Origin of the sequence: Martelella mediterranea (genome assembly GCF_021021415.1) — a bacterium.
In the GTDB taxonomy this organism is placed as follows: domain Bacteria; phylum Pseudomonadota; class Alphaproteobacteria; order Rhizobiales; family Rhizobiaceae; genus Martelella; species Martelella mediterranea_C.
The window spans coordinates 90,723-117,712 of record NZ_JAINWJ010000005.1 but is presented as its reverse complement, the minus strand read 5'-3'; the positions used below and the strand labels follow the sequence as shown (position 1 = coordinate 117,712).

Genomic DNA, 26,990 nt, shown 5'->3' with positions numbered 1-26,990 from the left:
GATCACCCGAACCTGCCGATCGGCCTCAGGCGGCGCCGAAGGCGTGTTTGATGATGCCGATATGGTCGGGATTGCCGGTCAGCTTGCCGGTGAAGCCGGTGCGGGCGGACTGGTGGCAGGCGGTTTTGAAGGCGGCGGTGGCGCTTCCAGCGCCCGAAAAATCGATGGCCGGTATGCCGAGATTGCGCGCCGCCAGCATGGTCGCCACCGCGCCGTGGCGGGCGATGTCACTGTCCGCCGTTTCGCCGTCCAGCGGCTCGGCATCATAGCCGAGTGCGATCAGGCGGCCGAGCTTGTGGATGAAGTGGCGGGCGTTCAGCAGGCCGCCGCCATTGTCGCCGATCATCGCGATCAGGGCGATCGCGTTCTCGGTCAGGCCTTCGCGGGCCTCGGCGACCCTCAGCAGCGTCTCGGCCATCTGTATCCGGGCGGCGCTTTCGACGCCGCGCAGGATGATGCCGTCCGGCGCGCATTTCGCGGCCTCGGAGAAGTCCGCGATATTATAGGCCTTGGAGATCGGCTCGCAGATCAGGAAGATCGGCAGCGACGGTAGCAGATTGCGAAGCGAGGCGACGCGACCGGCAAGGTCCCTCTCGCCGGCAACGGCAAGACAGAGGCAATCGGGCTGGGTCTCTCGGGGATCGAACGGCAGGGGCTCATGGGAGCCAAGCAGCCAGACTTTCATGCGGCGAATGTCCATGCGTCATTCCTCCAACCGGGTCTCCGTCGGGCTGCAGAATGACAAAACGCCCGCCGGTTTCAAGCGGCGGGCGGGTCTATCCACGTCATTTGTGACGGATATGCTTCGGGTTCGTGAAATTTCTGCGATTTTCGCGTTTGCGGTCGTTGTGGATGCGGACCGCAATCACGTCCGAGCCGAATCAGCCAGCGCTGCGGATCGTCGCCAGCGGCCCGGCCCATTTGAACAGCTCATCGAGCATGCCCTTGGCGCCCGCGTTCATTTCGTCGTTGGGCGTGAATACGCCGTCTTCGCTGATGAATTTGGGAAACAGAGGAACCGGAACGACCTGCGGAATGGCATGGGCATTGAGATTGCCGAGCAGCGTGCGAAGTTCCTGCGCGGAGCGAAGGCCGCCCGAAATGCCGCCATAGCTGACGACGCCGGCCGGCTTGTAGCCCCATTCCAGCGAAAGCGCCTGGATGGCGTTGATCAATGCTGCCGGCGGAAAATAGTCGTATTCCGGCGTAACGAAGACGAAGGCATCGGCCGCCTGAACGCTGGCGCTCCATTTCTTGCTGTGTTCATGTTCGTATTTCTGCATGCGCGGATGCGCCGCTTCATCGAGCAGAGGCAGGTTGAAATCGACGAGGTCGACCAGTTCGACCTCGAACTTGCCATGTTCGCGGGCAGCGCTTTCGACCCATTTTGCGATCTTGGGGCTGACGCGGCCGGGACGGGTGCTGCCGATGATGATGTTCAGTTTCACAATCATTCTCCTTGCCGGCGCGGGCGCGCCGGTCTTCAAATTCAAAACCCTTAATGGGTGTCATTTCCGGGGAGGAACGCGACCATGAAGGTCACAAAAAATGACTTGCTAAAATTAAATGACCGCATACCTTGATGCAAGAACGCAATTTCTTGGAACCAGGTCACATCGAGATGACTAATACGGGATCAAAGCCCGAAACAAAGCCCGAAACAAGGCCCGAAACCAGACATGTTCTGGAACGGTGTCGAAATGTCGCGCCCATCCTGCAGCGCGTCGGCGACAAATGGTCGATGCTGATCATCATCGTGCTGATTGACGGGCCGTGTCGGTTCAGCGTCCTGAAGCGCAAGATCGACGGGATTTCCCAGCAGATGCTGACGCGGGTGCTGAAGGCGCTGGAGCGGGACGGGCTGATCAGCCGAACCACCTATCCGACCAGCCCGCCGCAGGTGGAATATGCCCTGACCGAGCTCGGACTTTCGCTGAGCGAGCCGGTGCTGCGTCTTGGCGACTGGGTGCGGGACAATATCGGTAGGATTGAGGCGTCACGGGAAACCTACGACGCCCGGTAACGGGCTATGACAGATGCCCCCGAAAAACCGGGGACTATCGCATATGACTTTGTCGCATAGCTCCCCAATCTTCTCGCCCCGGAGGGGAGAGATGTCGCGACAGCGACAGTGAGGGGGGAGACTTTCACCGCGAGCGCTCTCACGATCTGAAGCACTGCGCCACCCTCACTGCCCCTTTCGGGGCATCTCTCCCGCCAGCGGGAGAGAGTAATGGGAGCAAGCTGCTACGCCATATGCGATAGCCCTGCCGGAAAACCGGTGCCGATGCAATTCACTGATAAACGACGATCGGCGTCGGCAGGTTGTCGACCCGGTTGTAAAGGTCGATCACATCCTGGTTGAGCATGCGGATGCAGCCCGAGGAGACCGCCTTGCCGATGGACGTCCAGTCCGGATTGCCGTGGACGCGGTAGAGCGTGTCCTTGCCGTTTTCGAAGATATAAAGGGCGCGCGCGCCGAGCGGGTTCATGAGGCCGGCCGGCATGCCGCCATTGGCTTCGGAGTATTCCTTGAGCTTGGGGTCGCGCTCGATCATTTCAGCCGGCGGGAACCATTTCGGCCATTCCTGCTTCCACTTGATCACGCCATTGCCGCCCCAGGAGAAGCCGGCGCGACCGATGCCGACGCCATAGCGCATGGCGGTGCCGTTTTCTTCCACCAGATAGAGGAAGCGGTTGGGGGTGTCGACGACAACCGTGCCGGGTGCTTCGCCGGTCGGATCCTTCACGCGCTGGCGATAATAGATCGGGTCGATCTGCTGGTAGGGCACGGCCGGGATCAGATAGCCATTGTCCTCAACCGGGCCATACATGGCATCAAGCTCGGCGACCGTGTAGGGGGTGTCCTGGACGCGTGGGGAGGGCGGGGCGACCGGGGTGATATCGCGCTGGCTGACGCAGCCTGCAAGCACAGCGGTGGTCGAAACGGCGCCGAGAAGAAAAATCCGGCGCGACATCGTTTTATCAACGAGCATTCAAGCCTCTTGTATTGGTGATATGTAAATCGATTACGGCTTTTATCCGACCGGATTGCCGCTTCATAGCGGCGCGTGATCACAATCACGGGATCGCTGCACTTGGAGCGATGAGTGTGGCGGAAAACACGCATTTCCGTGAGAAACGGCTGCCGCCGCGCGGCTTATTCCACCGCGCAGCCGGTATCCTTGCCCAGATTGCAGATCGCTTTCAGCGCAGTTGTGCGCGCCGGCGACCAGTCCTGCGGACGGGAGACGGCGACCCAGGCGTCGATATAGTCGCGGGCGAGGTAGTTGTGGCCGAAGCCGGCCGGCAGCGCCTTGGAAAGCGCCATGTCGAGCGCAAGCTGGAACTGGGTGACCACGGGCACGAACCGCAGATAGGGCGAAACATCGGGCGCGGGCGGCTCGCGCATCCACTCCGGTTCGATGAAGCTTGCATTGGGCTCGAAAAACACAATCGGATCAGAGGCATATTGCAGGAAGTTGATCCGCACTCTGCCCCAGTCATCGCCTTCCGCCTGCGGTTTTCTGAATTGCGAGGAAAAGCGGACGACGGCGCTGTTGTCGATCACGGGCAGTACATAGGGCGTGCCGGCATTGCGGGCGGCCACCGTGTGACGCCAGAGGTAGGACGGGAAGGGCGGGCCCGCCCAGACCGCGCCGGCGACCGGTTCATCCAGCATCTGGAACACATTGAAGGAGTACATCGACGACCACGCGCCGAGACTGATTCCATGCATGTAGAGTTCCGGACGGCTGTCTTCCGGCAGGGTCCGCCAGTAGCGATAGACCTCTTCCATGGTCGCGGTGGCCTGCCTGAGGCCGGTATCGGTCTCGAAGATCAGCGCCAGCGGCGATTGCAGGAAGGAGTACTGAACCGCGACCGTCGCGACATCGCCATTATGCATGTATTCGAACGTATCGTGGGCGCCGGGATCAAGCCAGCCGGTGCCGGTCGGGCTCGCGATCATGAGGTAGGCGCGATCGAAGGCCCCGAGGCGCTGCATTTCCTCAAGCGCGATCTTCGCCCGCTCATGCGGCTCGTCGGCCTGCGACCGGCCGACATAGACGCGGATCGGCCGTTCGGCCGGGCGGCCGGTGAAGGTCTCGATATCCTCGGCCGACGGCGCGCTGGTGACGAAGTTGCGGCCGGGCTGGCCCATCGCCTCCCAGCTCGCCAGCGAGCCGGGGCCGCCCGCGATGAAGGAATCGGTCGGCGGCGGCGGGGCGGTTTCGAACAGGTCCTGCGCGGTCTCGTAGCTTTCGTCGAGGAAGTCGAAGATCGCGGGCACCACCCAGTCGCGGCTGGCCACGAGCACGACCAGCAGCACGATGACGACGCCGGCCAGATTGGCCGCGCGCGGCGACATCACCCGGTAAAGCCGCAGCCGGACGATATCGAACGCCTTCTGAAACAGGGCGCCGATCAGGAACAGCACGATGAAGACGGCAAGCCCGACGGCTAGGATGCCGAGCACCGTGCCGCCTTCCAGCAGCTCCATATTGACGCGGGAGCGCACCGAATTCTGCCATTCGGTCATCATCGACAGGCAATAGACGAGAAGGATGAGCGCCGCGGCGTTCACCACCGCGAGGCTGATGGCGCGCCAGCGACCGCGCGGCTCGGGGATCTGCAATCCGCGCCACAGCGCCACGAAGAACCGCCCGATCATGTAGCCAAGCGCCATCACGAGGCCGGCCAGCACGGCCTGCAGCGGCCATGCCCGCGGGATCAGCGATGGTGTCAGGGACGCGGCGAAGAATGCCAAGCCGAGCGCCAGGGAAAAAAGGCTGATTGAGAACCAGCGCGCGGTTGTTGGCGTTTCCGTCTGCATTGCGGCTGACCCGTCCTTATCTGTTCTGCTCTGAGAGCTCTTCCATCTGCCGCTTGAAGGCATCCTGATCCTTGTCAACGGTCGAAAGGATCGTCTCGATATTGAAGAAATCCAGAGGCTGATAACGCCCGACATTCGGCGCCACGAAAAGGTCCGGCGCCGCGTTTTTGAGTTTTTCCACCACGATCGAGTGCTCGGTGATCGAAAACGACCCGGCCCAGGTCTCGAAAGACCCCGGAATGCTGCCGTCATTCTCGATCGTCGATCCGGTCACGTCGATGCCGATGGTGATGTAGCGGTCGGCGTCGAGAAGGTCGAAGGGCGTCGGGTTCACGAAGCCGCCATCGATCAGCACCCGGCCGTCGCGTTTGACCGGCGTCAGCAGAACGGGCAGGGCGGAGGACGCGGCGATCGCCGACAGCAGCGGACCGTCCCGCATCACATATTCGTTCTGTTCGTAGAAGTCGGTCGCGACGATTGCAAGCGGTATCTCCAGCCCGGCGAAATCGGCGGGCAGGTCTGCCGGAAGAAGCGCCGCAAACAGCACCTCCGGCTCGATCACCGCCGGCCGGAACAGGTTGAACAGCGAGCCCCAGGTCTCACCGGTATCGATCAGCAGGCGCTTCAGCAGCGACTGGCGCTGGGTCAGCAAGTCGACGGCATATTCCCGGATTTCGTCGCCGCTCATACCGCTGGCGTAGAGCGCGCCGATGATAGAACCCATCGATGTGCCGGTCATCTCTCTCGGCTTGATGCCGAGTTCATCCAGGCTTTGGAGATAGGGGATATGGGCGAAGGCCTTGGCCGCGCCGCCGCCGAGCGCCAGCGCAAAGCCATCGCGACCGACAGGCTCAGCCTCCAGCGCGACGCCGGGCAGATTGCGGGTAATCGTTCCCGGTCGGGTTTCGGCCCTGGCAAGACCGGTCGCGCCGGCCAGACCGGCGGCAGAGGCGATGATGAAGTTTCGGCGCGAAGTCATTGTTTCACAGAGCTTTTCTTTTTTGTCAGGCACAGACTATAGAGAGCGTATCCATGCCCGACAAGCGCGGAAACCGGCTCATTCGTGGTGTTTGCGGAGAAACTGGTTTAAGTCGTTGTTACCATGGATTGAGTTTCTTCCGTAACGCCATGTTTATTAAAGATATAATTAACCTTAACACCAGCTTTTTCGCAACCCGAGCGGGGCCGCGTTTCACGGTGACGCGGCCCCGCCTCATCAATTCGGCCAGCGCCGTCTCAGCGGTTCAGACCGGGCAGGCTTTCGATCCTGAAAGCCAGGAACTGGGTCTTCTGTTCGGCATTGAAATTGTTGTCGGAGGCCAGCAGCAGGAGCGGCGATCCGTCTTCGGCGCGGCCGATCGTCATTGCCTCGATATTGTCCGGCTCAAGGCCGATGGCGCCGAGATCGAGGATCTGGGTCTTGGCGACCGGCACGATGGTCTCGTCGCTTTCGGCAAGCGAGGGGATGGCCGAAACATCGGTCGCGCCATCGAGATCGATCATGAAGATCCGTATGGTAAAGCCGCGGTTTTCGGCGAAGCTGCGCTCGGAAACCAGAAGGCGGGTGTCGTCGAGCGGCATCATGTCGGAGAGGCCGTTATCGTTCCATGCGCCGCCATCGACCGGTGCGTGGGGAATCGGGTCGATCATGTAGATGTACTGCGCCGTCGGCTCGCCGGTTTGGGCATCGTAGCGCACGATCCGGGCGGGGCTCGCCGTGGTCAGAGATGAGGCGGGGCCGTCCTGATAGAGCGCTGCCTCATTGGCCACCAGCACGTCGCCTTCGGGCAGCACAGCAATGCTCTCGAAGGCATTGTTGTTGCGGATGCCGGTGGCATGATCCTCGCTCGGCGCGAAGCCGTCCGGCAGGGCGAATTCACGCACGAAATCGCCGTCGGCCGATGTGACGCGCACGAACGGCGCGATCATCGCCTTGCCGTCGCCCTCGCTGGACCAGATCAGATTGTCGCCGAACAGGCGGATCTGCTCCGGGTCGACCGTCTTTTCCGCGAAGGGCGATCCGTCCTTGTCCTTCAGCGTAACGGTCCGCACGACGGAGACATCCTGGATACCGTCGGCACCGGATTTGATGTCGAGTTCGTAGAACCGGGCGGGGGCCTTTTGCGAACGGTCGTCGGAGATCGCGATGTAACGGCCGGTTGCGGCATCGTAATCGATCCCGGAAATCCCGCCGAACTCGACGCCGTCGACCATGGTCCCGGTATCGATGGCGAATTCACCGGCGAATATCAGGTTGACGGGGGCGGCGCAGTCGTTGATCGGGCAATCGACGGCAATTGTCTTGCCGATATCGGCGGCATGGGCGCCGGCGGCGAGCACGGCGATAAGGGCAGTGGCGGAAAGCAGGGATTTCATGGCAGCACCTCGTTTCAGACGGCGGGAGTTGACCGTCATGGAGGTAGTGCCCTCGCTCGTTATCAGGTGTATGACACCGGCCCCGTGAGAACGTCTCCGGGCCGGCGCTCCTCGTCAGATATCCAGATTTTCCGCAAACGCCGCGTTTTCCTGGATGAAGCGGAAGCGGGCTTCCGCCTTGGTGCCCATCAGGTCTTCGACGGCGGCTTTGGTGCCTTCGAAATCGACGTCGTCGATGTCGACGCGCAGAATCGTGCGCTTCTTCGGGTCCATCGTGGTTTCCTTGAGCTGGGCCGGCAGCATTTCCCCAAGCCCCTTGAAGCGGCTGATCTCGACCTTGCCGCGGCCTGAAAACATGGTCTTCATCAGCTCTTCGCGGTGGGCGTCGTCGCGGGCATAGGCCGTCTTGCCGCCCTGGGAAAGCTTGTAGAGCGGGGGCACCGCCAGATAGAGGTGGCCCTGGCGGATCAGCTCCGGCATCTCGGTATAGAAGAAGGTGATCAGCAGCGAGGCGATGTGCGCGCCGTCGACATCCGCATCGGTCATGATCACGATGCGTTCGTAGCGCAGGTCTTCCTCGCGGTATTTGGTGCGCGTGCCGCAGCCGAGCGCCTGGATCAGGTCGGCGAGCAACTGGTTCGAGGTGAACTTGTCGCGCCCGGCGCTCGCCACGTTCAGGATCTTGCCCCGAAGCGGCAGGATCGCCTGATTGGCGCGGTTGCGCGCCTGCTTGGCGGAGCCGCCAGCCGAATCGCCCTCGACCAGAAACAGTTCCGCGCCGGCGGCGGTGTTCTGCGAACAGTCGGCGAGCTTGCCGGGCAGGCGCAGTTTCTTGACTGCGGTCTTGCGGTTGACCTCGCGCTCCTTGCGCCGGCGCAGCCGCTCCTCGGAGCGTTCGACCACCCAGTCGAGCAGCTTTTCGGCTTCGGCGGGATTGGCCGAGAGGTAAAGGTCGAAGGGGTCGCGCAGTGCGTTTTCGACAATCCTCTGCGCCTCGACGGTGGCGAGCCTGTCCTTGGTCTGGCCGACGAATTCCGGCTCGCGGATGAACACGGAGAGCATGCCGACGGCCGATATCATCACATCGTCGGTGGTGATCTGCGCGCCGCGCTTGTTGCCGATCATCTCGGCATAGTTCTTCAGCCCGCGCATCAGCGCCTGGCGCAGGCCGGCCTCATGGGTGCCGCCCTCGGGCGTAGGGATGGTGTTGCAGTAGGAATGGACATTCGGGTCGCCGCCATACCAGGCGACCGCCCATTCGACAGCGCCGTGGCCGCCGGTCTTCTCGTTCTTGCCTGCGAAAATCTCGCGGGTGACGGTGAAGTCCTTGCCGATGGTGGCGGCGAGGTAATCCTTCAGCCCGCCGGGGAAATGGAACTCTGCCTTTTCCGGCAGATCCTCCTTGCCTTCCACCAGCGAGGGGTCGCAGGACCAGCGGATTTTCACGCCGCCGAACAGGTAAGCCTTGGAGCGCGACATCCGGAAGATGCGGGCCGGATCGAATTTCGCGCGCGGCCCGAAGATTTCGGCATCGGGATGGAAGCGGATTTTGGTGCCGCGCCGGTTCTGGGTCGGGCCGCAATCCTCGAGTTCGCCCTGCGGCACGCCGCGCGAGAAGGAAAGCCGGTAGAGCCGCCGGTCACGGGCAATCTCGACCTCCAGCACATCGGACAGCGCATTGACCACCGAGACGCCGACGCCGTGCAGGCCGCCGGAGGTCTCATAGGCCTTGCCGTCGAACTTACCGCCGGCATGCAGCTTGGTCATGATCACTTCGAGCGTCGACTTGCCGGGCACCTGCGGATGGTTTTCCACCGGAATGCCACGACCGTTGTCGGTAACCGTCAGGAAGCCCTCGGCGTCGAGATGGACGTCGATGAAATCGGCATGGCCGGCGACCGCCTCGTCCATGGAGTTGTCGATGACTTCCGCAAACAGATGATGCAGCGCCTTTTCATCGGTGCCGCCGATATACATGCCAGGGCGCATGCGCACCGGCTCCAGCCCTTCGAGCACGCGGATCGAGGATGCGCCGTAGTCGGCGTTTTCCACGGAGGCGGGGGCGGATGCTCGCGGCTTGGCCGCGCTCTTCCGCTCGGGCGGCGTGGTATCGGTTTCGGCCTTGCTGCCGCCAAGATCGGCGAAGAGGTCTTTGCTGTTGTCCATAGGGTCGGGCAGCCTGTAAAGATCGATTTGCGCTGGTGCCGGCGCTTTGCGGCGAATCACCCTGCTATTCTGGCAAAGTTTTGGTCGCGAAGCGATGCCGCGCCAAATTCTCGCTATAAGGGTGTGGATAGCATGGTGCGCCTTATAAAGCCGTGATTGCGCCTGCTGTCAAACTGCGGGCGGCAAAACGCCCTTTGACGGCGCGCGCAAAACGGACGACAAGGGAGAACCTTTGCCGGCCGGGCCGGCCTTGAAATAATGAACGGGAGAAAGACGAAGATGACTGCCGCAATACGCCCCATGGTCGCCGGTAACTGGAAGATGAACGGCACCCGCGACTCGCTGGCTCAGATCCGGGCCATCGCCGAAGGGGTGAGCGGCGGGCTCGCCGACAAGGTCGACGCGCTGATCTGCCCGCCGGCCACGCTGCTCTACGTCGCGACCACGCTGACGGAGGACACAAACCTCATGATTGGCGGTCAGGACTGCCATGAAAAGGCGCGCTCCGGGGCCCATACAGGCGATATCTCGGCGGAGATGATCAAGGACTGCCTCGCCACCCATGTCATCGTCGGCCATTCGGAACGGCGCGCCGAGCACCATGAAACCAACCGCACGGTCTGCACCAAGGCGCGCGCGGCCTACGACCAGGGCCTGACGGCGATCGTGTGCATTGGCGAGACCCGCGAGGAGCACGCCGCCGGGCTGACGATGGAGGTGCTGAAGACCCAGCTCTTCCAGTCGATGCCGGACGACGCCACCGCCGAAAACACGATCATCGCCTATGAGCCGATCTGGGCGATCGGGACCGGTCAGACGCCGGGCCCGGAACAGGTCGCCGAGGTCCACGCCGCCATGCGCGCGGATCTGGTCGAGCGTTTCGGCGAGGCGGGCGAAAAGATCCGGCTTCTCTATGGCGGTTCGGTGAAGCCGGCAAACGCCCGCGAACTGCTGAGTGTCGCCAATGTCAACGGCGCGCTGATCGGCGGCGCCAGCTTGAAAGCGGCCGATTTCCTCGCCATCTATCAGGCCTATGAGGATATCCTGTCCTCGACAAAGTAGGAATCGACGGCGGATCGGGCCGAAAACGGCCAGAAAAAGGGGTTGGATTGCTGGCCGGCCTCATGTAGAGAGACGCCAGTTATTCTAGCGGGCCCGGACCTTCAAGGCGGGGCCGGATTGGACATTCATGCAGACGGTATTGATCGTAATTCACCTGATAATCGTCGTTGCGCTGGCCGGTGTGATCCTCATCCAGAGGTCTGAAGGCGGCGGGCTCGGCATCGGCGGTGGTTCCGGTTTCATGACCGCGCGCGGCACGGCCAATGCGCTGACGCGCACCACGGCCATTCTCGCAACGCTGTTTTTCGTGACCTCGCTCGGTCTCGGCATTCTCGCCCGCTACCAGGGCAATCCGTCGGATATTCTCGACCGGATCGAGCAGAACGCCGAAACGGACGGGCAGGGCATTCTCGACCAGCTCGGCGGTTCCGTGACCACCACGACGCCGGCCGCGCCCAATGAGAGCGGCGTTCCGAGCGGCAGCGAAGGTTCTTCGGCTCCGGCCGTCAGCACGCCGGCGCAGAACTCGAACGCCACCGGCGTTCCCACCGGCGACTGATCGCCGCACTCGAACTGACATCAGCCGGCGGGCCATCCCGCCGGTATTTCTTTGGGCCGCTCGTCGCGCGCAAGCGTCGGCGATGCGGCATTGTTGTGACAATCGACCGGGGATGCATGGGCTTTTTTGCGCAAAGGCTCTGGCAGAATCGGTTTGAAAACGGTATCGGAATAAGCCCATGGCGCGATATATTTTCATCACAGGCGGCGTGGTTTCCTCCCTCGGAAAAGGCATTGCCGCGGCAGCACTCGGTGCATTGCTGCAGTCACGGGGCTATCGGGTCCGGCTCAGGAAGCTCGATCCCTATCTCAACGTTGATCCGGGCACGATGAGCCCGACCCAGCACGGCGAGGTGTTCGTCACCGATGACGGGGCGGAGACCGATCTCGACCTCGGCCATTACGAGCGCTTCACCGGCCGCTCGGCGACCAAGACCGACAACATCACCACCGGCCGCATCTACAAGAACATTCTCGACAAGGAGCGCCGCGGCGACTACCTCGGGGCGACGGTGCAGGTCATTCCGCACGTCACCAACGAGATCAAGGACTTCGTGCTCGAGGGCAATGAGGATTTCGATTTCGTGCTGTGCGAGATCGGCGGCACGGTCGGCGATATCGAGGCGATGCCGTTCATGGAGGCGATCCGCCAGCTCGGCAACGACCTGCCGCGCGGCAATGCCGTATATGTTCACCTGACGCTGATGCCCTATATTCCGGCGGCAGGCGAATTGAAGACCAAGCCGACCCAGCATTCCGTCAAGGAATTGCAGGCGCTCGGCATTCATCCCGATATCCTGCTGGTGCGCGCCGACCGGGAAATTCCCGAGGCCGAGCGTCGCAAGCTCTCGCTGTTCTGCAATGTGCGCGAATCCGCCGTCATCCAGGCGCTCGATGTCGCCAATATCTATGACGTGCCGCTCGCCTATCACCACGAAGGGCTTGACGACGAGGTGCTTCACGCCTTCGGCATCGATCCCGCTCCGGTGCCGCGCATGGATGCGTGGAAAAAGGTCAGCGAGCGCATCCGCACTCCCGAAGGCGAGGTAACGATCGCCATCGTCGGCAAATATACCGGGTTGAAGGACGCCTATAAATCGCTGATCGAGGCGCTGCATCACGGCGGCGTTGCCAATCGGGTCAAGGTCAATCTCGAATGGATCGAGTCGGAGATTTTCGAGAAGGAGGACCCGTCCCCCTATCTCGAAAAGGTCCATGGCATTCTGGTGCCGGGCGGCTTCGGCGAGCGCGGTTCGGAAGGCAAGATCCAGGCGGCCCGCTTTGCCCGCACCCATAAGGTGCCGTATTTCGGCATCTGCTTCGGCATGCAGATGGCCGTGATCGAGGCGGCGCGCAATCTGGCCGGCATCAAGGATGCCTCGTCCACGGAATTCGACCGCAATGCCAGCGAGCCGGTCGTCGGCCTGATGACCGAATGGGTCAAGGGCAACACGCTGGAGAAGCGGTCCGACACCGATGATCTTGGCGGCACGATGCGGCTCGGCGCCTACAAGGCCCATCTTGGCGCGGAGACCAAGATTGCCGAGATCTACGGCTCGACCGAAATCTCGGAACGTCATCGGCACCGCTACGAGGTGAATTTCGGCTATCGCGACAAGCTCGAGGCCTGCGGGCTGGTGTTCTCCGGCACCTCGCCGGATGGCGTTCTGCCGGAAACGATCGAATATGCCGACCATCCCTGGTTCATCGGCGTGCAGTATCATCCGGAACTGAAGAGCCGGCCGCTGGAGCCGCATCCGCTGTTTGCAAGCTTCATCGAGGCCGCTCTGGAGCAGAGCCGGCTGGTATAGGCTTACATTCAAAGCGGACGCTGCCGCTGGATCTATACCAGTTCGGTTTGCTCGCGCAGCACCTTCTCGAACTCGGCGGCCGGCATTGGCCGGCCCAGCCAGTAGCCCTGAAGAACGTCGCAGCCAAGCTTGGTCACGATCTCGGCGTGCCGTTTGGTTTCCACGCCCTCGGCGATCACCTTGATCTTCAGCGTCTTGGCGATGTCGATGATCGATTTGACGATCGCGCGCTGATCGGGCGAGTGCGGCAGCGGCAGGACCAGTTCGCGGGCGATCTTGAGACCGTTGGGCGCGACCTTCAAGAGGCCGCTGATCGATGTATATCCCGTGCCGAAATCGTCCACGTCGATCCCGATGCCGAGCCTTCTGAGCTGCTTCAGATTGTAGGCGCTGATGTCGTCGGGCTCGTCCAGAAAGATCGATTCCAGGAGCTCGAAGGTCAGCTTGCCCGCCGGAAGCTCGAATTCCTCCAGCGCGGAAACCAGCGCCGGATCGCTCAGACGGCGTGGCGAAAGGTTGAGCGATATGCCCGGCGGATCGAGCCCGAGATCGCTCCAGCGCCGGAAATCGCTGGTCGCCTGGGCGAGGATGCTGGTATCGATCATGTTCATCAGGTTCAGCGTTTCCGCCAGTGGCATGAATTCCGAAGGCTGGCCGAAACTGCCATCGGCGTGGCGCCAGCGCGCCAGCGTCTCGATGCCGGTCAGCCTCAGCGTCTTCGCGTCAAACTGCGGCTGGTAGAACGGGATGAAGTCGCATTGCTCCACTGCCTGCATCAGCCGGTCGGTGGGCGTGCGGTTGGCGGCAACCGCGCTTTTCAGATCGGGTGAGTAGAAGGCGATCCGGTTCTTGCCCTGCTGTTTTGCCAGCTTGAGGGCGAGGTCGCTGTTCTTCATGAGGCTGCCGGCGGACAGGTCTTCGCAGGCGTCCGCGGTGACGATGCCGACGCAGGCGCCAATGCGGATGCGATGCTCGCCCAATTCGACCGGTTTGGAAAGTTCCAGAAGCATGCGCTTTGCGACCTGTTCCAGACTGGTCGCGCCATTGCCATAGCTGCAGATGAAGGCGAATTCGTCGCCGCCCACGCGCGCGACGAAATCATTGTGCCGGCTGACGCTCAGCAGAACCTGCGCGGCATGGCGCAGCACCGCATCGCCGGCGCCATGTCCATAGCTGTCGTTGACGGCCTTGAAGTCATCGATATCGATCTGCATCAGCGCGAGCTTGCCGGCCGTTGTCGGCACCATCTCGACGCGGCGCGACAATTCATCGTCCAGAAAGCGCCGGTTGGGCAGGCTGGTCAGATAGTCGTGCAGGGCCGCCTGCTCAATATCGGATTTGGCGCGGTCGAGCTCGAAATTGCGGGCTTCGGCGAGCTGCTTCGCGGTGATCAGATCCTGGCGCAGCCGGACCTCTTCTGTCACGTCCCAGTTGATGCCCAGAATGTTTTGCTGCCCTTCATCATCGATCCGCATGGTCATCAGAGCGCGAACATGACGCACGGCGCCGTCGTCCTCCCGGTTGATCCTGAACTCGTCGGAAACCGGAGGGTCGCCGGGTTTCAGCGAACTCAATGCCGTCCTGATGCGATTCAGGTCTTCCGGGGCGGTGATCGCGCCGAGACGGCTGGCGTGGTAGGTTTCGGCCTCTTCCCCAAATCCGTAAATCTCGCAGATGCGCTTGTCGGCAATCACCAGGCCCGTCGCCGGATTGTACTCGAACACGCCTATGCGAGACGTGCTCAGGGCCAGTTCGAGCCGCTGTCTGGTCCGCGAAAGCAGCATTTCGGCATTCTTGCGGTCGGTGATGTCGCGATCCGTGCCGACGATCCGGGCCGGTTTGTGGTCGGAGAAACTCGATACCGCATCGCCCCGGCACTCGATCCAGATCCAGTGTCCGTCCGCATGGCGCTCGCGGTATTCGAAGTTCATGTATTGAGGATCGCCGGTCTTCTGGCGCTCGATCGCGTTGGCAACGAAGTCGCGATCGTCGGGGTGGACCAGTTGCAGCCATTCCTCGGTCGATCCGAAGGGCTGCGGGCCGCCGCCGGGATAGCCGCGCATCGTCAGCCAGGTTTGCGAATAGAAGAACTGGCCGCGCCGGTAATCATGGTCCCAGACGCCGAGCCCCGAGCTGACGAGCGCATAGTCCCAGCGATGGGCGCGTTCGTTGGCTTCCAGCTCGCGCAGCTTTTGTGCGTTGATATCCGTGCAGCTTAGCAGGGAAAGCGTTTTGCTGCCTTTGTGTTCAAGCGGCAAAACGGTGTTGGAACACAGCATCCATCGCTTGGGGCCATCGTGCCGCGGGCCGAACCGTATTTCCCGGGAAAGCGGTTTGCCGTTCTTGTCCGCCGTGGTCAGCAAGGATTGCAGCACCGGCCGGTCGTCACCGTGAACCCAATCGAGAATATTTGCGCCGACAAGGTCGCTTCCCTGAGCGATCGCCTTGAAGCTGTCATTGACGGCGCGGATCTTGAAACTGAAGACGTCAAGCACCGCCATCGCGACTGCCGAGCCTTCGATCGCGGCGGCCGCTATTCCGGATTTGCTCCAAAACTCACTCCTGTCCTCCGTCAACGTTTGCCCTCTTGCTGGAGGCGGTTTTGACAGATGCTGGACTTGCTTTGCTCGGCTGCAAGGCCGCATCAGCCCGGTTCGCGCGCTCCCCTCAATTTTCTATATTTGGCCGATCCGGATGCAAAAGTCATCATGGACCAACACTACAAGTGTGGTCCATGAATGGAGAAAGTCAATTCTGATTTGAAAGCCGCAATGATTTCAGTTCGCTGAAGCGGCGTTCGCGATATCGCGAATTCCCGGCGTCCTCCAGTCTTATCCTGCCCTCACAGATGCGACAGAAAACGCCCGAACATCAATATGCCCTCGGGCCAGGGGCCGAAGCCGTCTTCCTCGTTGATGTGCCCGGCCTCGCCGACATCGAAGAAGGCCGCCCCCCATGCATTGGCGATATCGCCGGCATGATCGAATGAGCCGAAAGAATCATTGCGGCTGGCGATCACGATGCTTGGAAACGGCAGCGGATCACGCGGATAGGGACCGAAGGTCTGGAGATGCTTCGGCCGGATCTTCGGATTGTCGACCTCAGGCGGCGCGACGAAGAAGCCGCCGGCCACCGGTTTCTCGAATTTGGGCAGCGCGAGGATGGCGGTGGGGATGCCAAGCGAGTGGGCGACCAGCACGACCGGGCGCGTCGAAGCGTTGACCGCTTCCACAAGCTTTTCGACCCAGTCTTCCACGACCGGCTTGTTCCATTCCGCCTGTTCCACCCGCCGGGCCGTCGAGAGCTTCTGTTCCCAGCGGCTCTGCCAGTGTCCCGGCCCGGCATTCTTGTAGCCGGGGATGAGGAGGATATCTGCTTCGGAGGCTTTCATGAGGATCGTCGTCTTGGATAGGAGCGGGCGTCAGGCTTCGCCGAAAACCCGCTTGAAAATGGTGTCGGCATGCTTGGTGTGATAGCCGAGGTCGAATTTCTCGCGGATCGTCTCTTCGGAAAGGGCGGCGCGCACTTCCTCGTCGGCGAGCAGTTCCTCGAGGAAATCCTTGCCTTCCTCCCACACGCGCATGGCGTTGCGCTGGACGAGGCGGTAGGCATCCTCGCGCGATACGCCTGCCTGGGTGAGGGCCAGCAGCACGCGCTGTGAATGAACCAGCCCGCGGAACTTGTTGAGATTGTTCATCATCGTCTCGGGGTAGACGAGCAGCTTATCGACAACGCCGGTGAGCCGCGCGAGCGCGAAATCGAGCGTTACGGTCGCATCGGGGCCGATCATCCGTTCGACCGAGGAGTGCGAAATGTCGCGCTCATGCCAGAGCGCCACATTCTCCATCGCCGGCAGCGCGAAGCTGCGCACCATGCGGGCAAGGCCGGTGAGATTTTCGGTCAGAACCGGATTGCGCTTGTGCGGCATGGCCGACGAGCCCTTCTGGCCCGGCGAGAAATATTCCTCGGCTTCCAGCACCTCGGTGCGCTGCAGGTGGCGGATTTCCGTCGCAAGCCGCTCCACCGACGAGGCGATCACGCCGAGCGTGGCGAAGAACATCGCATGACGGTCGCGCGGGATCACCTGGGTCGAGACCGGCTCGGGCTTCAGGCCCATGGCTTCAGCGACATGTTCTTCGACCCTGGGGTCGATATTGGCGAAGGTGCCGACGGCGCCGGAGATGGCGCAGGTGGCGATTTCCGCGCGTGCGGCGACAAGCCGGTCGCGGCAGCGGTCGAACTCGGCATAGGCTTGGGCGAGCTTGATGCCGAACGTGGTCGGCTCGGCATGGATGCCGTGCGAACGGCCAATCGTGACCGTGTCCTTGTGCTCGAAGGCGCGGCGCTTCAGGGCTGCCAGCAGCTTGTCGAGATCGGCCAGCAGCAGGTCGCTTGCGCGGGTAAGCTGGACGTTGAAACAGGTGTCGAGCACGTCCGACGACGTCATGCCCTGATGGACGAAACGGGCATCGGGGCCGACGATTTCGGCAAGGTGGGTGAGGAAGGCGATGACGTCATGCTTGGTGACGGCTTCGATCTCGTCGATGCGGGCGACATCGAAGGTCGCGGCGCTGCCCTTTTCCCAGATGGTCTTGGCCGCACTTTCCGGGATCACGCCGATCTCGGCCAGCGCGTTGCAGGCATGGGCCTCGATTTCGAACCAGATCCGGAATTTCGTTTCCGGCGACCAGATTTCCGTCATCTCGGGGCGGGAATAACGCGGTATCATCGAGGCTTCGTCCTTCACATTTCGATCTGGCAATGCGCATAGACCATTTCCGACGCAAATGAAATCTTTGCGCCGTCAAAATGCTCCGTGTCCCTGTATTTTAAGGGCGGAACGGCACGGCGATCCAGCGCCCGTTCGGTCCCTCGAAGCCTTGCGACAGCACGATCACCAGCGCGACGTGGACGGCATCCGGCCCGCCGCCGCCATAGGTCATCATGCCGCCAAGGCGGTAGTCGAGCGGACAGTTGCGGCTTTCCGGCAGGCGCGTGTCGGCGTGAATTTCCCGCTCCGCGCCCTCAGGGCTGCGATAGGTCAGGCGAAAGCCGCGGGCATCCGGCGTGATATCGGCGCAGGCGGGGTTCGGGGCGAGCGGGAAGGTTTCGAGGACCATCTCGCTGACGGGCGACAGGTTCGGGTGGGCGCGATACTTTATGGTGTCGCTATCGCCATTGTTCTCCGTCACCGGATTGAAGGCGGCGAGCCAGCCGGGATGGTCCAGCAACTGATAGTCCTGGATCATCTGCAGAGCCTCGCGCACGGCGAGCGCGCGGGCCGCGCTGATCGAGGCATTGTCGGTTTCGGTGCGAAGGCGGAAGGGTGTGCCGTCCAGAAAGGCGTCGTTTTGCGTGTCAATGAAGAAGATGTTGGAATAGGCGAAACCGGACCCGTCTTCCTGACCGTATTCCTCAAAGGCGAAGACCTTGCCGTCTTCCGAAAAACCGAGCGGAGTGAAGGCGGCGAAATCACCGGCGTTCGCGTTGGCGGCGGCAAGGGCGGAGACCACCGTTGCGCCGAGAAAGCGTTTAAGACCTGGCATTGCAGCTCCTGTTTATTGGCCGGCGCGGCGCCGGCATATCGGCAAACCTTATCGGGCCGGGCGCGTGACATCGCACCCGGCCGTTGACCCATTTCCAAGATACGCCTGAAACGCTGTACGCTAAACTGCGGCCGACCGCATCGCATCGATGGCCGGCCGGTAGCTGCCGCCCTCGGCCTTGCCGAAGATGGCCGAGCCCGCGACCAGCACATTTGCGCCGGCCTTCGTGACCGCCTCCACCGTATCCGGCGCGATTCCGCCATCAACCTGAAGCTCGATCGGGCGGTCGCCGATCAGCGCGTTGACCTGCTCGATCTTGTCGAGCATGGCGGAGATGAACGCCTGTCCGCCGAAACCGGGATTGACGGTCATCACCAGGATGAGGTCGAGATCGTCGATCACGTTTTCGATCGTCGAAACCGGGGTCGCCGGGTTCAACGCCACGCCCGCCTTTTTGCCCAGGTTGCGGATGGTCTGGAGCGAGCGGTGCAGGTGCGGGCCAGCCTCCTGATGCACCGTGATCCTGTCCGAACCGGCCTTGGCGAAGGCCTCGAGGTAGGGATCAGCGGGCGCGATCATCAGATGGCAGTCGAAGACGGCATCCGTGTGGCCGCGCAATTTGGCGATGATCGGCGGGCCGAAAGTGATGTTCGGCACGAAGTGGCCGTCCATGACATCGAGATGCACCCAGTCGGCGCCGTCATCGACGACGGCGCGCACATCCTCTCCCAGTCGGGAAAAGTCGGCGGAAAGTATGGAGGGGGCGATGCGCAGGGGACGTTTCACTGCATGTATCCTTCTTGGTATTACTGGCGGGCCGAATCGAACACCGGTACGAATTGATTACCCTGCCAGCGCAAAAGAAAATACGGACTGTCCGCAAGTTCGTGGCGGCCGGTGAAGGAAACGGGGCCGAGCGCGGTGTCGAACTGGCCGGCGGCAAGCATCGCGGCGAGACGGGCGGTATCGCCTTCCGCCGCCGCCAATGCCTGGGCGGCAACCTCGACCGCGCTTGCGGCAGGCACAACGTATCCTTCCGGGATGATGCCTTCACTTGCGGCAAGATCCACGAGCTCGGCGGCAGGGGGAAGCTCGCCATATTCGGGAATCCCGATCGCCAGAACGCCGGGTTCGAGCGGCACATCGGTTTCCCGGGCACTGAGCGCCTCGGTGCCGAGCAGCGTGAGATCGACGCCCTGCTTCAGCGCGTCCCGCGCCACGATGGCGACATCGCCGCGCGCGCCGCCGATGAAAACATGGGTGGCGCCGGCCTGGGAGAGGCGGCGGACCAGCGACAATTGCTGTTCCTGCGCGGGCCGGAACGTCTCGACGAGAACGGGCTGCAGCCCGCGCTCCTCCAGCGCGTTGCGCACGGCATTCACCATCTCGCGGAAATAAATCGTGCCGTCATCGAGCAGGGCGACCGGCTGGTCGATCCATTCGCCCATGATGAAATCGACGATCGCGTCGGTCTCGTCCTGATCATTGGGCGCCATGCGGAACAGCGGCCAGCCTTCCTTCAGCGCGGTGGCCATCAGTGGCATCGACCGGGCGGAAAGGGTGATCGCCGGAATGCCGGCATCCCGCAGCACCGGCATGGCCCCGCGCACGGTCTCGCTGCAGAAAAAGCCGATGGCGATATCGACGCCGGCATCGGCAAGCGTGCGGCCGATGTCCGCGCCGCTGCCATCCTCGCAGCTTTCATCCACGGGAGTGAGCGCGATATCACGGTTGCGGGCGGCAAGGCTCGCGCCATCGAGCGCCTGTTCGCCGAGAATGGCGTAGTCTCCGCTCACCGGCGCGACAACGCCGATCTTCAGGCTCTCGGCCGCAAGGGAAGGAGCGGCGGCGAGCCCGGTGATGGCGAGGCCAAGGAGACAGGCGTGAATGGATCTCATGATCGCGCGTCCTCTTCTCAAAACTTGCCGCAATGAACCCTGTCATAACCCTTGCCAGATGCAGGGGCAACGCCGTAAGTACCGCAACTGAATATCAAAGGGATGGTTCCTTGGCAGTTTTTTCCACGCATGAACGCGGCATTTCCCATGCATGATGATCCGCAGTTTTCCAAACACTATCGCGACGCAATGGCCCATTATGCCGGCCATGTTCAGATCGTGACGACCGCCAGCGGCGGCGTGATGCGCGGCGTGACGGCGACCGCCGCCTGCTCGGTATCGGACGCGCCGCCGACGGTGCTGGCCTGCGTCAATCGCCTGAACGAGCACAATGCGATATTTGAGGAAAGCGGCAATTTCGCGCTCAATACGCTTGCCGCCCATCATCGTCCGCTCGCCGATGCCTTCGCGGGCTTCACCGGGCTTTCGGCCGAGGAGCGTTTCGCCATGGCCGAGTGGGAAATCGAGGCAAGCGGCGCGCCGGTTCTGGCCGATGCGCTCGCCAGTTTCGACTGCAGGCTCGTCGAAGCCAAGGCGATGACGACGCACTGGATCCTGATCGGCGAGGTCGTCGGCGTGAAGATGAGCGCGCCCGGCGAAGCCTTGCTATACTACAGGCGCGGCTACCATTACTTGTCGTGAAGTTTGGCCGTCTCGAAAATACAATTGACCAATAGTGCGCATTTGTAGTATATAAAGTGCATACCAAATGAATATTGAGAGATTTTTATCTGTATGTATTGCTGTAAAGGCAAGCTTACTGACGATTTTTTGACGGCATATCGGGCATATGATGAGAGCCGCACCTCCTGAAGGAGATGCGGCTCTCATCATATTCAATGAATTGTCCCGGCGTCAGGCCTTGGCCGCGACCAGCATGAAGGCCGGGATGTCGTCGCCGAAGCCGACCGGCGTCTGGTCGTCATCGCGGTCGCGGCGGCGCGAACGCCGGCGATCGTCATTGGCGGGCTTCTTGGACGGGGTCGGCTTTTCGGCCGGCGCAGGTTTCGCAGCCTCGGCGGGGCGCGCGGCCTCTGTCTTTTCCTCGGCAGGCTTGTTTTCCTGCTTGCGGGATTTGCCCTTGCGGGTGCGCGCGGCGGGCTTTTCACCTTCGTCTTCAGTCGCGACCGTGCTGAGATCGCCGTCGATATACTCGATCTTGCGATCGATCAGCTTCTCGATGGCGTCGACGAATTTGGCGTCCTTGGGGGTAACCAGCGTGAATGACGCGCCCTTGCGCCCGGCGCGGCCGGTGCGGCCGATGCGGTGGACATAGTCCTCGGCATGGATCGGCACATCGTAGTTGAAGACGTGGCTGACATCGGGAATGTCGAGGCCGCGGGCGGCGACATCGGAGGCGACAAGCAGCGGCAGCTTGCCGTCGCGGAAATTCTGCAGGATCGTGGTGCGCGAATGTTGGTCCATGTCGCCATGGAGCGCGCCGCAGGGATAGTCGTGGCGCTGCAGCGAGCGTAAGAGATCGGCGACCGATTTCTTGCGGTTGCAGAAGATGATCGCGTTCTTCAGATCGTCCTGCTTGTCGATGATGGCGCGCAGGGAAGCGCGCTTTTCATAGTCCTTGCCGCCGGTGGCGACGAGCTTCTGTTCGACAGTTGCCGCAGTGGAGGAGGGCGGCGCCACCTCGATGCGGGCCGGGTTCTGCAGGAACCGGTCTGCAAGCTTCTGGATCTCCGGCGGCATCGTCGCCGAGAAGAACAGCGTCTGCCGGGTGAACGGAATGAGCTTGGCGATCCGCTCGATATCGGGAATGAAGCCCATGTCGAGCATGCGGTCGGCCTCGTCGATGACGAGGATTTCGACGCCGGTCATCAGCAGTTTGCCGCGCTCGGTGTGGTCGAGCAGGCGGCCGGGCGTGCAGATCAGCACATCGGCGCCGCGTTCAAGCTTGCGGTTCTGCTCCTCGAAGGAAACGCCGCCAATCAGCAGCGCGACATTGAGCTTGTGGTTCTTGCCGTATTTGTCGAAATTCTCGGCGACCTGAGCCGCGAGTTCGCGCGTCGGCTCGAGAATCAGCGTGCGCGGCATGCGCGCCCTTGCCCGGCCGCGCTCCAGAAGCGTCAGCATCGGTAGCACGAAGGAAGCGGTCTTCCCGGTGCCGGTCTGGGCGATACCGCAAACATCGCGGCGCTCCAGAGCATGGGGAATGGCGCCCGCCTGAATGGGCGTCGGTTCGCTGTAGCCGGCCTCGGTTACAGCGGAAAGTACTTTGGGGCTGAGCCCAAGATCGGAAAATGAGGTCAAAGGAAAACGGGTTCCGTGTTTTCGTGACAAATTCGACGGCGCTTTCACCATCGTCATGCGTACGAGGGGCGGGATAGTCGCAAACGGCCCGAGAGTCAAGAAAACCGGGCGATCAAGGGCATTTCAACGCAATGAAATGCCCTTTTTCGTCGGTTACCCGCCGTTGATGGCCTCAAGCACGGCTTCGGCATGGCCGTCCGCCTTCACCTTGCGCCAGATGCGCTTGAGCGTGCCGTCCGGCGCAATCAGGAAGGTGGAGCGTTCGATGCCCATATAGGTCTTGCCGTACATGCTCTTTTCCTTCCACACGCCATAGGCCTCGGCCACCGCATGATCCTCATCGGCGCCCAGCAGAACGGAAAGGTCGTGTTTCTTCGCGAATTTCGCATGGCTCTTGAGCCCGTCAGGCGAAACGCCCAGAACAATTGTGTTTGCGTTTTCAAAGGCTTCCGCAAGGGCGGTGAACGCAATTGCTTCAACGGTGCAGCCCTTGGTGTCGTCCTTGGGATAGAAGTAAAGCACCAGGTTCTTGCCCTTGGCGTCCGACAGCGCGAAGTTCTCTTCCTCGGAAACGGGAAGGGAAAAATCGGGGGCCTTGTCGCCTTCTTTCAGTTCGGTCAAATTCTCACTCCTTTGTTCATTTAGCGTTCAAGCGGCGGTCGGCATAAATGGCGACCGGATGGAGGGTTGCGCGCTTGCCAGCGATGCGCTTCGTCGTGAATATGCCTTCAGAGATTCGCGCCGGGCAGACCTGTGTCAGCGCAGTTTATACGCTTACGGAGCGGCTTTGGACGACAGCAAGCAAAAAGATTCACTGATCAGAGGCGAGCGTACCCGTTTCGGCCGCGGCGAAAATGTTTCGCTCCACAAGCTGCCCTCGGCCCAGGCGCATGAGCCGATGATCGTGCGCGCGTCGACGCATCGCAGCTTCACCCGTCACTGCTTTCGTTTCCTGACGTTTTTCGGACTGATTGCCGGCGGTCTTCTCCTCATCGTCTATTACGTGATCGAAAGCGGGTCGCTGGACCGGTTCCTGGCCGCCAAGGCCAATGAGCAGATCGCGGCGGCGATGCCTGAGGGCTATCACGCTCGCATTGAGACAGCGCGGTTAAGGCTGAGCGGTGATCTGGATTTGAACCTCAGCGTGCGCGGCGTGACGCTGCTCGGCCCGGCGGAGAAGCAGATCGCCTCGATCGGAACCATGGATTTTGCCGTCGACCCGGTAAAGCTCATCGGTGGGCAGGTCACCGTGAACTCGGTGTCGGTTGACGACATCGCGGTCGATTCCGCGGCGCTGCCCTCGACCGGCACGTTCCGCCTCACCGAGCACAGGGTCGACAGCCTTCCGGTTCTGGTCGAGCAGATGTTCACCCAGACCGATTTCGCCCGCGGCATTCTCACCGCCGCCGATACTCGCTCGATCTATCTGAGCGATATCGTGTTCCCGGTCGGCAGCGCGTCGCCGGGCAAATCCGTCAATGTCGATATCCGCGAGATCAACCTCAACCTCCTGGCCGACGGCATCCTGCGGGTCGATGGCGAAGTGCTACTGGACGGAACGGCCGCCGCGTTTTCGGCCGAATCGGTGGAACAGGATGGCCGCACGCAGAGCCTACAAGCCGAGGTTTCCAACCTGGTGCTGACGCCGTTCCTGCTCAGGACGAAGGAAGACGGCGAACCGATGCTCGGTCTTGAGGGGACGGCCGACCTCGTGCTTTCGCTCGAGCGGGCGCGTGTTGACGGCGAGCCCGCGGTTGCCGCGCAGATCGATGTCGGCGCCGGCCGTTTCATCGCGGATTCGATCGCTCGGCCGTTCAACGACGCCAATCTGAACCTGATCTACGATACCACCAAGAAATCGATCGAAATCAGCGATTCCTCGTTCGAATTCGACGGCAGCCGGTTTCCCTTCACCGCCGGGATCATCGATCTCGACCGCTATCAGCCGGATGCCACGGATGGCTATGCGCTGGACGTGCTGGTGCGCGGCGGACGGTTCAAGTCGCGCGAGCCGGGCCTGCCGCCGCTGATCTTCGACGCCAAGTTCACCGGGGAGTACCGCGCCTCGATCCCGCGCCTGCTGCTCGACGATATTTCGATCAGTTCTCCGCAGGGCATGATGGCGGCCTCGTTCAAGGCGGTGTTCGGCGATGCCAGCCCGGAACTCAGCTTCGGCGCGCGGATCGAGCGGATGGATACCGAGGCGGTCAAGCAGCTCTGGCCGTTCTGGATCGCCCGGAAGCCGCGCGAATGGGTCAGCCGCAATCTCCACGGCGGCGTGGTCACCAATGGCGATATCGCGATTTTCATGAAGGCGGGGCGGATCGAGGGGCCGGGAATCCCGGTCCAGCTCGACGAGACCGAGATGAAGGTCGCCTTCGATATCGATGACACAAGGATCACGCTCAGCGACCAGATGCCCGACGTCGAGCGCAGCGACGCCCGCGTCGCGATCAATGGCGGCAGGGTCGATGTCGAGATCAGGGACGGCTCGCTCAGCGTCGCCAAATCCCGCACGGTGAAGCTGAAGGAGGGCACCTTCGCGATCGCCGACACCTATTCCAAGCCGCTGACCGGCGTTGTCGACATCATGCTCGCCGGCGAAGTGCGCGATCTGGTGAAGCTCGCCGAGGCGCCGCCGATCAACGCGCTGAAATCGACGGATTTCACCTCCGACCAGTTTTCGGGAAACACCGAGGTCAATCTCAGGGCAAGCTTCCCGCTCGATCGGGACGTTGCCTTCGATCCGGTCTGGCATGTCGTCGCCGATGTCACCGATGGCGCGATCGCCACGCCGATCAACGGCCATCAGGTCAGCGGCCTCGACGGCCTTGTCGAGATCGTGCCCAGCCGGATATCCTACGAAGGCAGCGGCAGCGCCGACGGCATACCGCTTGAGGTGCAGTGGAGCATGCCGCTCGGCAAGCCGGAAGAAGGGGCGGATGGCGAGGACGCTCAGTCGGTGCTGTGGCTCGCCGGCAATCTGAGCGATGCCCAACGCAACCAGCTTGCGCCCGGACTTGAGGATTATGTCAGCGGCCCGGTTTCCGTCACGGTCGAAGGCAGTGATGAAGGTAATATGATCGCGGTCGACCTGCAGCAGGCGACCCTGTCTCTGCCCTTCATCGGCTGGCAGAAGCCGGCGGGTGTGCCCGCGACGCTGTCCTTCACGCTCACGCCCGGCGAAAACGGCGTGACGACGCTCGACGATCTGCGCCTGTCGGGCAGCGGGCTTGGCGCAAGGGGGCAGGTTACCCTCGACAAGGGCGGCCTTCTGGCTGCGACGCTGACCGATGTGGCGATCTCGCCCGGCGACAGCGTCAATGTCGGCATGCAGCGCGGCAAGAGCGGGCTCGACGTGACGCTGACCGGCCGGTCCTTCTCGGCCAAGCCGCTGCTCGATCAGCTTGTCAAAAGCGGCAATGGCGGTTCGATCGGCAGCGGGGGAAGCGGCGGCGGCAATGTCGACGTTCATTTCGATATTGCCCGGGTTTCCGGCGAAAACGACCGTCAGCTTTCCGGCGTCAATGGCGACATCAAGGTTCGCGCGGGCAAGATGGCGGATGCCACGCTGAAGGCGACCACCGCCTCGTCGCAGCCGATGGCGCTGACCGTGGCGCCAGACGGCGACCGGCAGTCGGTGTCGCTCAAGACCAGCGGCGCCGGCGCGCTGCTGCGCTTCCTTGGCATCTACCAGAAGATGACGGGCGGTTCGCTCAATCTCGACATGATCGAGACCGATGCCGGCTGGCAGGGCATGGCGACACTGACGGATTTCCGGCTGATCAAGGACGAGCAGCTCAAGAAAATCCTGACGGACCCCACGGTCGGCAACGGCAAGAGCCTGAACGCCGCCTACAAGAACCAGATCAACGAGACCGACCAGCGCTTCCAGCGCGCCCAGGCGGTGATCGATATCTCCAACGGCGTGCTGCGGGTCTCCGACGCCTTCGTGCGCGGCGATCAGGTGGGCGCGACCATCAAGGGCGTGGTGCGCGATGCCGCCGGCAATATCGACATGACCGGCACCTTCATGCCGGCCTACGGCCTCAACCGGATCTTCGCGGAAATCCCGATCTTCGGCCCGCTGCTCGGCAACGGCAACGACAAGGGCCTGTTCGGCATCACCTTCCGCCTCACCGGCAAGACCGAAAAGCCCGAGCTGATCGTCAACCCGCTCTCCGCCATCGCGCCCGGCGTGTTCCGAAAGATCTTCGAGTTTCAGTGACGGGAAGCGTCGCGGTTTGTCCTGATGATCACATTCAGGGGACTTATCCGCAGAGCCCCCAAGTCTTCTCGCCCCGGAGGGGAGAGATGTCGCGACAGCGACAGTGAGGGGGGAGACTATCACCGCGAACGCCCTCACGAGACGAGATGCCGCGCCACCCTCACTGCCCCTTTCGGGGCATCTCTCCCGCCAGCGGGAGAGAGTATCGGGAGCAAGCTGCAGGGCTGTGTCCGACACCCGGCCTTAGAG

21 protein-coding genes are annotated in these 26,990 nt (G+C 62.3%); 6 read left to right on the top strand and 15 right to left on the bottom strand.

Going from position 1 to position 26,990, the window contains the following annotated elements; genetic code table 11:
• Nucleotides 1-25: 25 nt before the first annotated feature.
• Both K7H91_RS03725 and K7H91_RS03720 read right to left on the bottom strand, forming a co-directional pair.
• On the bottom strand, nt 26-700 hold the full coding sequence (locus tag K7H91_RS03725; protein WP_230718873.1) for a hypothetical protein: 675 nt from the start codon (nt 698-700) through the stop codon (nt 26-28).
• Between the two features lie 181 nt (nt 701-881).
• Nucleotides 882-1,454, bottom strand: a complete 573-nt coding sequence (locus tag K7H91_RS03720) for an NADPH-dependent FMN reductase (RefSeq protein ID WP_230718872.1) — start codon at nt 1,452-1,454, stop codon at nt 882-884.
• 167 nt (nt 1,455-1,621) lie between these two features.
• On the opposite strand from K7H91_RS03720, the gene K7H91_RS03715 reads away from it, so the two are divergent.
• A complete protein-coding gene (locus tag K7H91_RS03715; protein ID WP_230718871.1) occupies nt 1,622-2,023 on the top strand; it encodes a winged helix-turn-helix transcriptional regulator in 402 nt (133 codons plus the stop codon).
• 271 nt (nt 2,024-2,294) lie between these two features.
• Here the strand turns inward: K7H91_RS03715 and K7H91_RS03710 are convergent, their stop codons facing one another.
• From K7H91_RS03710 to parE, 5 genes are all read right to left on the bottom strand, one after another.
• On the bottom strand, nt 2,295-2,996 hold the full coding sequence (locus K7H91_RS03710) for a L,D-transpeptidase (RefSeq protein WP_230718870.1): 702 nt from the start codon (nt 2,994-2,996) through the stop codon (nt 2,295-2,297).
• Nucleotides 2,997-3,160: 164 nt separating this feature from the next.
• On the bottom strand, nt 3,161-4,768 hold the full coding sequence (locus tag K7H91_RS03705) for an alpha/beta hydrolase (RefSeq protein ID WP_230718869.1): 1,608 nt from the start codon (nt 4,766-4,768) through the stop codon (nt 3,161-3,163).
• 82 nt (nt 4,769-4,850) lie between these two features.
• The gene (locus tag K7H91_RS03700; protein ID WP_018066361.1) at nt 4,851-5,813 is read right to left on the bottom strand and encodes a patatin-like phospholipase family protein; all 963 of its coding nucleotides are present in this window, start codon (nt 5,811-5,813) and stop codon (nt 4,851-4,853) included.
• A gap of 257 nt (nt 5,814-6,070) precedes the next feature.
• Nucleotides 6,071-7,249 carry an esterase-like activity of phytase family protein gene (locus K7H91_RS03695; protein WP_230718868.1) on the bottom strand — a complete coding sequence of 393 codons (1,179 nt, stop codon included), beginning with the start codon at nt 7,247-7,249 and terminating at the stop codon, nt 6,071-6,073.
• 75 nt (nt 7,250-7,324) lie between these two features.
• Entirely contained in the window at nt 7,325-9,376 is a 2,052-nt protein-coding gene (gene parE / locus K7H91_RS03690; protein ID WP_230718867.1) for a DNA topoisomerase IV subunit B, read from the bottom strand.
• Between the two features lie 279 nt (nt 9,377-9,655).
• On the opposite strand from parE, the gene tpiA reads away from it, so the two are divergent.
• The 3 genes from tpiA to K7H91_RS03675 all read left to right on the top strand — a co-directional run bounded on the left by tpiA (nt 9,656) and on the right by K7H91_RS03675 (nt 12,807).
• Nucleotides 9,656-10,438: a triose-phosphate isomerase gene (gene tpiA, locus K7H91_RS03685; protein WP_230718866.1), complete on the top strand. Its 783-nt coding sequence runs from the start codon at nt 9,656-9,658 to the stop codon at nt 10,436-10,438.
• A gap of 127 nt (nt 10,439-10,565) precedes the next feature.
• On the top strand, nt 10,566-10,997 hold the full coding sequence (gene secG, locus K7H91_RS03680) for a preprotein translocase subunit SecG (protein WP_230718865.1): 432 nt from the start codon (nt 10,566-10,568) through the stop codon (nt 10,995-10,997).
• Nucleotides 10,998-11,175: 178 nt separating this feature from the next.
• The gene (locus tag K7H91_RS03675; RefSeq protein ID WP_230718864.1) at nt 11,176-12,807 is read left to right on the top strand and encodes a CTP synthase; all 1,632 of its coding nucleotides are present in this window, start codon (nt 11,176-11,178) and stop codon (nt 12,805-12,807) included.
• Nucleotides 12,808-12,839: 32 nt separating this feature from the next.
• Here the strand turns inward: K7H91_RS03675 and K7H91_RS03670 are convergent, their stop codons facing one another.
• The 6 genes from K7H91_RS03670 to K7H91_RS03645 form a co-directional block, all read right to left on the bottom strand.
• On the bottom strand, nt 12,840-15,383 hold the full coding sequence (locus tag K7H91_RS03670) for a bifunctional diguanylate cyclase/phosphodiesterase (protein ID WP_230718863.1): 2,544 nt from the start codon (nt 15,381-15,383) through the stop codon (nt 12,840-12,842).
• 266 nt (nt 15,384-15,649) lie between these two features.
• Complete coding sequence (locus K7H91_RS03665) at nt 15,650-16,198, bottom strand: RBBP9/YdeN family alpha/beta hydrolase (protein ID WP_230718862.1); 549 nt, start codon at nt 16,196-16,198, stop codon at nt 15,650-15,652.
• Between the two features lie 30 nt (nt 16,199-16,228).
• On the bottom strand, nt 16,229-17,536 hold the full coding sequence (purB, locus tag K7H91_RS03660) for an adenylosuccinate lyase (RefSeq protein WP_230719012.1): 1,308 nt from the start codon (nt 17,534-17,536) through the stop codon (nt 16,229-16,231).
• 100 nt (nt 17,537-17,636) lie between these two features.
• On the bottom strand, nt 17,637-18,353 hold the full coding sequence (locus K7H91_RS03655; RefSeq protein WP_230718861.1) for a DUF2259 domain-containing protein: 717 nt from the start codon (nt 18,351-18,353) through the stop codon (nt 17,637-17,639).
• Between the two features lie 120 nt (nt 18,354-18,473).
• Nucleotides 18,474-19,139 (bottom strand): ribulose-phosphate 3-epimerase, encoded by a 666-nt coding sequence (gene rpe, locus K7H91_RS03650; protein ID WP_230718860.1) that lies wholly within the window; start codon nt 19,137-19,139, stop codon nt 18,474-18,476.
• 20 nt (nt 19,140-19,159) lie between these two features.
• Nucleotides 19,160-20,251, bottom strand: coding sequence for a branched-chain amino acid ABC transporter substrate-binding protein (locus tag K7H91_RS03645; RefSeq protein ID WP_230718859.1), 1,092 nt, complete (start codon nt 20,249-20,251; stop codon nt 19,160-19,162).
• 147 nt (nt 20,252-20,398) lie between these two features.
• Between K7H91_RS03645 and K7H91_RS03640 the strand changes: the two genes are divergently transcribed.
• On the top strand, nt 20,399-20,893 hold the full coding sequence (locus K7H91_RS03640; protein ID WP_230718858.1) for a flavin reductase: 495 nt from the start codon (nt 20,399-20,401) through the stop codon (nt 20,891-20,893).
• Nucleotides 20,894-21,106: 213 nt separating this feature from the next.
• Here K7H91_RS03640 and K7H91_RS03635 read toward each other — a convergent pair whose 3' ends face one another.
• Nucleotides 21,107-22,513: a DEAD/DEAH box helicase gene (locus K7H91_RS03635; protein ID WP_230718857.1), complete on the bottom strand. Its 1,407-nt coding sequence runs from the start codon at nt 22,511-22,513 to the stop codon at nt 21,107-21,109.
• A gap of 153 nt (nt 22,514-22,666) precedes the next feature.
• Nucleotides 22,667-23,134: a thioredoxin-dependent thiol peroxidase gene (gene bcp, locus K7H91_RS03630; protein WP_230718856.1), complete on the bottom strand. Its 468-nt coding sequence runs from the start codon at nt 23,132-23,134 to the stop codon at nt 22,667-22,669.
• 166 nt (nt 23,135-23,300) lie between these two features.
• Between bcp and K7H91_RS03625 the strand changes: the two genes are divergently transcribed.
• A complete protein-coding gene (locus K7H91_RS03625) occupies nt 23,301-26,741 on the top strand; it encodes a DUF3971 domain-containing protein (protein WP_230718855.1) in 3,441 nt (1,146 codons plus the stop codon).
• Nucleotides 26,742-26,990 lie beyond the last annotated feature (249 nt).